The organism is Micromonospora echinofusca, assembly GCF_017614955.1.
Lineage (GTDB): Bacteria > Actinomycetota > Actinomycetes > Mycobacteriales > Micromonosporaceae > Micromonospora > Micromonospora echinofusca_A.
Genome location: NZ_WVUH01000335.1, coordinates 1 through 7,790, shown reverse-complemented (window position 1 = coordinate 7,790; position 7,790 = coordinate 1). Strand labels below are relative to the sequence as shown.

At 72.6% G+C, this 7,790-nt stretch carries 6 protein-coding genes and 1 pseudogene; 3 read left to right on the top strand and 4 right to left on the bottom strand.

Going from position 1 to position 7,790, the window contains the following annotated elements:
• Together GSF22_RS27480 and GSF22_RS27475 are read right to left on the bottom strand one after the other, a co-directional pair.
• Positions 1–776, bottom strand: a 776-nt coding sequence (locus GSF22_RS27480; protein WP_208816641.1) for an ABC transporter permease, incomplete at its 3' end; no start/stop codon positions are given.
• A gap of 59 nt (positions 777–835) precedes the next feature.
• A complete protein-coding gene (locus GSF22_RS27475; RefSeq protein WP_439957812.1) occupies positions 836–1,876 on the bottom strand; it encodes an iron ABC transporter substrate-binding protein in 1,041 nt (346 codons plus the stop codon).
• A gap of 159 nt (positions 1,877–2,035) precedes the next feature.
• On the opposite strand from GSF22_RS27475, the pseudogene GSF22_RS27470 reads away from it, so the two are divergent.
• Positions 2,036–4,627: pseudogene (locus GSF22_RS27470) on the top strand (AMP-binding protein); the annotation flags it as partial.
• 152 nt (positions 4,628–4,779) lie between these two features.
• Here the strand turns inward: GSF22_RS27470 and GSF22_RS27465 are convergent.
• Together GSF22_RS27465 and GSF22_RS27460 are read right to left on the bottom strand one after the other, a co-directional pair.
• Entirely contained in the window at positions 4,780–5,538 is a 759-nt protein-coding gene (locus tag GSF22_RS27465; protein WP_208816639.1) for an SRPBCC family protein, read from the bottom strand.
• Positions 5,539–5,612: 74 nt separating this feature from the next.
• Entirely contained in the window at positions 5,613–6,221 is a 609-nt protein-coding gene (locus tag GSF22_RS27460) for an ArsR/SmtB family transcription factor (RefSeq protein ID WP_208816638.1), read from the bottom strand.
• 260 nt (positions 6,222–6,481) lie between these two features.
• On the opposite strand from GSF22_RS27460, the gene GSF22_RS27455 reads away from it, so the two are divergent.
• Together GSF22_RS27455 and GSF22_RS27450 are read left to right on the top strand one after the other, a co-directional pair.
• Complete coding sequence (locus GSF22_RS27455) at positions 6,482–6,790, top strand: WXG100 family type VII secretion target (protein ID WP_208816637.1); 309 nt, start codon at positions 6,482–6,484, stop codon at positions 6,788–6,790.
• Between the two features lie 102 nt (positions 6,791–6,892).
• On the top strand, positions 6,893–7,790 hold an 898-nt coding region (locus GSF22_RS27450; RefSeq protein WP_208816636.1), incomplete at its 3' end, for a WXG100 family type VII secretion target.

The window sequence follows — 7,790 nt, the reverse complement described above, 5'->3', positions numbered from 1 at the left end:
GGGGTGTGCGGGCGGCGGGCGCCGGCACCGACGCGGGCGTAGCGGGCGCCCCGGCGGCGGGTCGCGGTCTCGGCGGCGAGCAGCAGCACGGTCAGGGCGACCAGCACGGTGGAGAGCACCAGCGCGCCGACCCGGTCGAAGCCGAGGTCGAAGGCGATGAACACGGCGCGGGTGAAGGTGTCGGTGCGCAGGATGGACACCGCGCCGAAGTCGGAGAGCACGTAGAGGGCGACCAGTAGGGCGCCACCGGCGACGGCGGGTCGGATCTGGGGCAGGGTGACCGAGGTGAAGGTGGCCCAGCCGCCGCGCCCCAGGGACCGGGCGACCTCGTCCTGGGCGGGGTCGGCGCGGTGCAGGGCGGCGGCCACCGGCAGGAACACGTACGGGTAGCTGCACAGGGTCAGCACCAGGGCGGCCGCCCAGAAGCCCTCGAAGCCGTCGATAGTGGAGACCCAGGTGAACGCGGCGATGTAGGTGGGCACGGCCAGCGGCAGGGCGGCGAGGATGGTGACGGTGCGCCGGCCGGGCAGGTCGGTGCGGGTCACCAGGTAGGCGGTGCCGACGCCGAGGACGACGCAGCCGGTGGTGACCACGGCGGCGAGGGCGAGGCTGCGGGCGGCGAGGTCGGCGACCCGGGGGCTGGTCAGTTCGGCGGTGACGGCGGCCCAGCCGGCCTGGCCGGTGCGCACCGCCAGGTAGACCAGGGGGATCAGGGCGACGGTGACCGCGGCGGTGGCGGCCAGCAGCAGCCACGGTCGGGGGGCCAGCCGGTGCAACGCCGGTACGACGGACGCCGTGGTGCGCGTCCGTCGTACCGGAGGGAGTGTGTGGGTTTTCAGGGGGTGAGCCCCGATTCCTTGATCAGGGTGATGGTGGCCTGGAGGCCGTCGAGGTCGTTGAGGTCGACCGGTGGTGCGGTCAGGTCGGCGAGGGCGGGTACCCCGGCCGGGCCGGTGACGCCGGTGACGACCGGGTACTCGAAGGTCTCCTCGGCGAAGTACTTCTGGGCCTCCGGGCCGAGCAGGTAGTCGACGAGTTTGCGGACGTCGGCGTCCTCGGCGGCGGAGGTGAGGACGCCGACCCCGGCGACGTTGACCAGGGCGCCGATGTCGCCGCCGGTGAAGAAGTGCAGCTTGGCGGTGAGGGCGTCGGGGGCGACGCCGCGTTCCTTGGCGATCTCACCGGCGTAGTAGTGGTTGACCAGGCCGAGGGCGATCTTGCCGGCGTCGACGTCCTCGACGATCGGGACGTTGCCGTCGCGGATCTGCGGCTCGTTGGCCTTGAGGCCGGCGAGGAACTCGCGGGTCTTGGCCTCGCCGTGCTGGACGGTCATCGCGGTGACGAACGCCTGGAACGACGCGTTGGTCGGGGCGACGGCGATCTTGCCCTTCCACTTGGGGTCGGTCAGGTCGAACACCGACTTCGGCAGGTCGGCGGCGGGTACCAGGGTGGGGTTGTAGACCAGGACCCGGGAGCGGGCGCTGACCCCGACCCACTTGCCGTCGGCCGACCGGTAGGTCTGCGGGACCTTGCCGAGGGTCTCGGCGGGCAGGGCGGCGAAGAGGCCCTTCTTGTTGACCGCGCCGAGGGCACCGGCGTCCTGGGCGAAGAACACCTCGGCCGGTGACTTGTCGCCCTCCTCCAGCAGCTGCGCGGCCATCTGCGCGGTGTTGCCGTAGCGGGCCTTGACGGTGATGCCGGTCTGCGCGGTGAACGTGTCCAGCAGCGGCTTGACCAGGTTCTCGCTGCGACCGCTGTAGAGGGTGACGGCGGCCTCGTCGTCGCCGGCGTCGGTACCGCCGCAGGCGGCCAGACCAAGTACGACAGCGGCGGTGGCGGTGACCGCCGCCGCGCGGCGCAGGAACTTCAGGGGCACAGCTGACTCCTTGCCGGGCGGGAGGGGTGGTCGCCCAGTCGACGCGAAACCGCGCCGAAGTTAGCACAGCCTTACCTTGGATGTCATGGTGAGGTGACGGGTCTCGCGTCCCCCAGGGCAACCCTGGCGGTAAGGCTAGCCTGGCCTTAGAGTGCGCGCGTGGCCTCCCCGACCTACCTGCTGCCCGACCTGCGTACGGTGCCCCTCGCCCGCGATCTCGCCGAGCACGGCGACCGGCCGGCGCTGCTGACCGTCGACGGGGAGATCAGCTACCGGGAACTGGCCGGGCGGGTCGCCGCGACCGCCGACCGGCTGGGTACCCGACGCCGGCTGGTGCTGCTCACCGTCACCGGTAACACCGTCGACGCGGTCGTCGGGTACCTGGCCGCGCTGGCCGGCGGACACCCGGTCCTGCTCGCCCCGGTCGGGCACACCGACAGCCTGGTCGAGGCGTACGACCCGGACGTGGTGCTGGGCCCCGGCGGGCACGGCATCCCGCAGGTGCGTGAGCGTCGCGCCGGCTCGGCCCACGACCTGCATCCCGACCTGGCGCTGCTGCTGAGCACCTCCGGCACCACCGGCTCGCCGAAGCTGGTCCGGCTGTCGCACGACAACGTGCAGGCCAACGCCGAGGCGATCGCCGGGTACCTGGACATCCGGGACACCGACCGGGCGGCGACGACCCTGCCGATGCACTACTGCTACGGGCTGTCGGTGGTCAACTCGCACCTACTGCGGGGGGCCGCGTTGATCCTGACCGACCTGTCGGTGGCCGACACCTGCTTCTGGGACCTGTTCCGGGCCCGGGGTGGCACGAGCTTCGCCGCCGTGCCGTACACCTTCGACCTGCTGGAGCGGGTGGGGTTCGCCGGGATGGACCTGCCCCGACTGCGGTACGTCACCTGCGCGGGCGGACGCCTGGCCCCCGACCGGGTGGTGCGCTGGGCCGACCAGGGTCGCCGCGCCGGCTGGCGGCTGGTGGTCATGTACGGCCAGACCGAGGCGACCGCCCGGATGGCGTACCTCCCGCCGGAGCTGGCCGCCACCCGGCCCGGCAGCATCGGCGTGCCGGTACCCGGCGGGAGTTTCCGCATCGCACCGGTCGACGGGCAGCCCGACGGCACCGGGGAGCTGGTCTACACCGGGCCGAACGTGATGCTCGGGTACGCGCACCGGCCGTCCGACCTGCGGCTGGGCCGCCAGGTCAGCGAGCTGCGCACCGGTGACCTGGCCCGCCGCGGCGACGACGGACTGTACGAGCTGGTCGGGCGGCGCAGCCGGTTCGCCAAGATCTGCGGGCTGCGGGTGGACCCGCAGCGCGTCGAGACGGTACTGGAGACGCACGGCATCGCCGCCGCCTGCCTCGGGGACGACGACACGCTCGTCGTCGCCGTGCCGGCCGGCGTCGAGGGTACCCAGGTCCGGCGGCTGGTCCGCCGCGAGTGCGGGCTGCCCGGCCGGGCGGTCCGGGTGCTGGTCCTCGACGCGCTCCCCCGGCTGGCCACCGGCAAACTCGACTACCCGGCGGTACGGCGGGCCGCCGCGCAGCGGTCCGACGACGGCGGGCCGGACGCCGCCGGGACGGGGGTCGACGGTCGACGTGACGCCGACGGTGGGGCCGCCGACGGCGTCGGCGGGGGCGACGGCCGGCCGGTGGACCTGTGCCGGCTCTACGCCGAGGTCCTCGACCGGGACGACGTCACCGACCGGGACAGCTTCGTCGGCCTCGACGGCGACTCGCTGTCGTACGTGGAGATGTCGGTCCGCCTGGAACAGACCCTGGGGCATCTGCCGGCCGACTGGCACACCCGGGCCATCCGGGACCTGCACCCGTCCCGGCAGCCGTCCCGCCGCCGGTGGCGGGCCCTGGAGACGAGCGTGGCGTTGCGCGCGGCGGCGATCGTGCTGATCGTCGGGTCGCACCTGCCGGTGTTCCACCTCAAGGGTGGCGCGCACCTGCTGCTGGCCGTCGCCGGCTTCAACTTCGCCCGGTTCCAGCTCACCGGTGCCGACCGGCGCCACCGCAACCGGCACCTGTGGGGTTCGATCGGCCGGGTCGCGGTACCCAGCATGATCTGGATCGCGCTGGCCTGGGCGCTCACCGACGACTACCGGCTGAGCAACGTCGTGCTGCTCAACGCCGTTCTCGGCCCGCACGACGGACGGTCGGAGTGGCACTTCTGGTTCGTCGAGGCGCTGGTGTACATCCTGCTGGCGTTGGCGGTGCTGACCGCGCTGCCCTGGGTGGACCGGGCCGAGCGGCGGTGGCCGTTCGGGCTGCCGGTGGCCCTGCTGGCGGTCGGGCTGGTCGGCCGGTACGAGCTGTTCGGGCTGGCCGGATACCCGGACCTGCCGTCGGCGGTGGTGGTGTTCTGGCTGTTCGTACTCGGCTGGGCGGCGGCCCGGGCCACCGGGGTGGCGCAGCGGGTGCTGGTCACCGTGGTCGCCCTGGCCACGGTGCCCGGGTTCTTCGGCGAACCGGGACGGGAGCTGCTCATCGTGGCCGGGTTCGCGCTGCTGGTGTGGGTGCCGCACGTGCCGGGCACGGCCTGGCTCAACCGGGTGGCCGCCCTGCTGGCCGGCAGTTCGCTCTACATCTACCTCAGCCACTGGCAGGTCTACCCGCGCCTGGACGACCTGCCCCGCTGGGTGGTGCTGGTGGCCTGCCTGGTGGTCGGGGTCGGGGTGGCCCGGGTGGCGGAGTGGATCTCCGGCCGGATCACCGCCGTCCGGCGGGCCACCGGCCGGCGTGCCGTCGCCACAGGGGGCCGACGCACCGGCCCGGCCGGGTGGTTCCCGTCGGATCGGGAGAACACCCGGCCGGGGTCACCGGCCGCCGTGGCTGACCTCCCCCGTCCGTAGGTCACCTGCGGCGGTCGGCGGGCCGGGGCACCCGCCGGGTGTCAGCCGACGGGCAGGGCGGTCAGCCAGTTCTGCCAGGCCTGCTCGGTCCGGCCCGGACCGCCGTCGACGGCGAACAGGTGGTGGCCGACGACCAGGGTGTTCCCCCGGTCGGCGCCGGAGTGGAGGAACCGGTAGAGCCCGTCGGCGGTCCGCACGCCGAGCCAGGTCGGCAGCCCGGCGGAGTCGACGACCCCGTCGACCGGCGGCAGGCCGTCGACGGCGAGCGTGACCGGTTGCCCCTCGGTGACCGGGCCGGTGAGGCCGAGGGCGGCGGTCACCGCCGCCCACACCGGCTCCGGATCACCGGCGCCGGGGCGGAACGCCGAGACCGGCACGGCCGTGCGGCCGGGAAAGTGGGCGAGGTAGGCGGCCAGCGTGCCGAGGTACATGTCCCAGCCGGTCCGCATCGCCTCGTACTCGCTCTCCCAGTTGTCGCCGAGCACGCCGCTCTGCACCAGCCGGAGCACGGTACTGCCCTGGTCCCGGCCCTCGATGAGGTATTCGGTGGCCATGAAGGTGCCGTCCGGCGCGGTCTCGGTACGGTCGGCGAACCGCTTGCCGGGCTCCCAGGCGGCGACCGTCGCCTCCTCGACGTGACCGGCCAGGGTGAGCCGGGTCCGTCCGCCCTCGCGCGGCTCGATCTCGGTACGGCCCATGAACCAGGAGTCGACCCCCGGGCCGGTGGCGATCGCCTCCCACACCTGCTCGGGGGTGGCGGCCAGCTCGATGTGCTTGTGCAGCTCGAAGTGGTGTCCCATGGTCAGCGTCCTCCGGTCGGTTTCCTGTGGTGACATCTCGTCGTCGGATCGGTCAGGGCGGGTCGTGCCGGTGGTCAGGACTCCGGGGAGTCCGTGCCGGCTCCGGGGCTGACGCTGGGGTGCAGGGCGAGTACCACCCGGTGCTCGCGCCCGCCGGGGGCCTGCTCGTCGTGGTACCGGGCGACCAGGGCGGTGACCGCAGCGGTCAACTCCTCGGCGAAGGCGGCCCGGTCGCGGGCGGAGGCGAACCGGACCGTCGCATCGAGGGCGAAGGTCGCGACCGGTTTCTCCGCCCGGTCCGCACCGGTGATCAGCGCGCCGACGTCCCGCACGAGCCGGGCGGCGACCGCGAGCAGCCACCGCGCCGACAGCCGGTCCGGCGGCGGGGACGGCTCGGGTCGACCGGCGGCAAGAGCCACCGGCGAGATCACGTACGACGCGGCCGTGGCCTGCATGACCCGCTCGGTCACGTTGCCCTTGCGGCGCTCCTCCACCAGTGCGATCAGCCCGTGCTGCTCAAGCGCACGCAGATGGTAGTTGATCTTCTGGCGGGGCAGGCCGACCCGGGCGGCGAGCATCGTCGCCGAGGCCGGCTCGGCCAGCTCGGCCAGCAGCCGGGCCCGGATCGGGTCAAGTGCCGTCTCGGCGGCCGCCGGGTCTTCGATCACCGCGATGTCGTGCATGCCACCACCCTGCTGCCGATTGTTCAAATTGTCAAGACAGATTTTGTTGTCGGTGTTGGGCGGGACGGACACCGGCAGGAGATCTGGTACGTGACCGGGCAAGGTGACCACCAGACGGCCCGCAGCTTGGGCCCCGTTCTGGCACCCAGGGCCCTGTCACTCGAACAGTCCCAGCGGAAGACTGCTGCCGGCATCTATGTCTCCGGCCCGGAAGCGTGCCTGTCCGGACGCCTCGGGGTCGCAGGAGGGAGCGGGTAACCATGGAGAACCTGTCGGTCGACACCGACACCACCCGGAGCATGACCGCGTCGGTACGCGCCGAGGCCCACCGGATCCGGCAGGCGGTCGCCGACCTCCAGAAGGGACTTGAAGCCATCGGCCCCTGCTGGGGCACCTCCGACGAGACCGCGCACGCCTTCCAGCAGTCGTACGAACCGAAACGCAACGAGGTCCTCGAAGCCGGCCGACAGGTGGTCACCCTGCTACAGGACAGCTCCGACCGGGTGAACAAGGCGATGACCGGCTACGAGAACGCCGAGACCGACAACACGCACCGGGCAGCGAGCTGACCGGCCGCACCTGACCCGGCCCCACCGCCTCCGTGCGGTCAGACCACTCCCCACGACCGCACGCGTTGCGGAAGCGTCGAACCGCCTGGAAGGTGCCGCCTCATGGGCATGGAGATCCCCGACTGGACCCGCACCATGTTCCTCATCACCACCGGGGAATCCTGGCCCGAAGCCGACGAGGACAAACTCCGCGCCCTCTCCACCGTGTGGAACGCCTTCGCCACCCAACTCGCCGACACCGAGACCACCATCCGCACCGCCCGCCAGTCGGTCACCACCTCCTGGACCGGCCAGGGCGCCGACGCCTTCACCACCCGACTCGACCAACTCGTCGACACCGGCCACATCAAAGCCCTCCGCGACACCAGCACCGCCCTCACCGCCTACACCCAGCAGGCCGCCCTCAACGTCGAGTACGCCAAGATGATGATCATCGGCCAACTCGTCATCCTCTTCCTCACCTTTGTCGTTCCCCTCCTCAAAGCCCTCGCCTTCCCGCCCGCCGCACCTGCCGCTGCAGCCGCCATCACCGCAGCACAAGCCCTCGGCCGGCACCTCGCCATCCAGATCATCCGCCAACTCGCCAGCTCCCTCGCCTGGAACCTCGGCCTCCAGGTCAGCCTCGACGTCGCCATCCAAGCCGCGCAGGTGGCCCGCAGAGACCGCACCGAATGGGACACCAACCGCACCGCCGGCGCCGCCCTCACCGCCACCATCGGCTCCGGCGTCGGCGCCCTCCTCAGCCCACTCGCCCACCTCGTCGCCACCCGCTTCAACACCGCTGTCACCCACCAGACCCTCAGACACGCCGGGAGCCTCGCCGGCCACATGGGACAGAGCGCCCTGCACGAATGGACCGCCGAAGCCGCGGCCGACCTCATCCTCAACGGCCGCCGCGAAGCCCCCGCCGGCTGGGCCGCCACCGCCGGCGCCACCGAAGGCGCCATCGACTGGACCAGAGACCGCACCATCGCCAAACTCACCTCCCCTACCACCGGCC